Genomic DNA, 749 nt, shown 5'->3' with positions numbered 1-749 from the left:
CAGCGCTTCCGGTCGTAGAACTCGGTCTTAAGCGTCGACCAGAACGACTCAGCCATCGCATTATCGAAACACACCCCGGTACGCCCCACGGACTGAGCAATGCCCAGGTTTCGGCACACCTCCCAAAGCTTCTCGCTGGTAAATTGCGTTCCGCGGTCGGCGTGAAACACCAGCCCATCAGGAACGTCACCACGGAAGTGTGTGCGCCATCCGCAGGGCCCGTTCGACCAAACTTGTGTCTTGAACGCGATCCATAGCCCAGCCCAGTACCCTGCGGGAATGACCGTCGCGGACTGCACATAAGTACAACCATCCTTCACCGGTGCGCAGGTAGGTAATATCTGACATCCACACCCGGTTAAGCTCACCGGTATCACACATGCGCCGGACCAGGTCCGGAAGACTCGACTTACGCTTGGCTTGAATCGTTGTCACGGGCACAAAAGCACGCGGTGAAATCCCTTCAATGCCCATCAGGCGCATCCGCTTAGCCACAGTCTTGCGATTCAAGGTGATCTGGTAGCGCTCGGTAAATTCTGCGGTGATCCGCGGGGCACCATAAACCTCGTCGGAGTCTTTTTCAGATCTGGTGAATCTTGCTATCAACATCATCGTAAAATGCCGCACGATCATCTTTTCCGGATAAGCGTTGCTGCTGCATATGGGCCCATGTGTAGTATCCAGACCGAGATACCTTCAAAAGGCGTGCCATGCGCTTGATACTGAAATTCGCCTTGCTCTGGCTGCAT

The 749-nt window shown here is 55.0% G+C and carries 1 pseudogene; it reads right to left on the bottom strand.

Annotated elements, in window-relative coordinates:
- Nucleotides 1–749, bottom strand: a pseudogene (locus tag ABRP95_RS12045) (IS3 family transposase); the annotation flags it as partial.

The organism is Corynebacterium sp. KPL2895 (genome assembly GCF_040225815.1).
In the GTDB taxonomy this organism is placed as follows: Bacteria; Actinomycetota; Actinomycetes; order Mycobacteriales; family Mycobacteriaceae; genus Corynebacterium; species Corynebacterium rhinophilum.
This window is presented reverse-complemented; position numbering and strand designations above follow the sequence as displayed.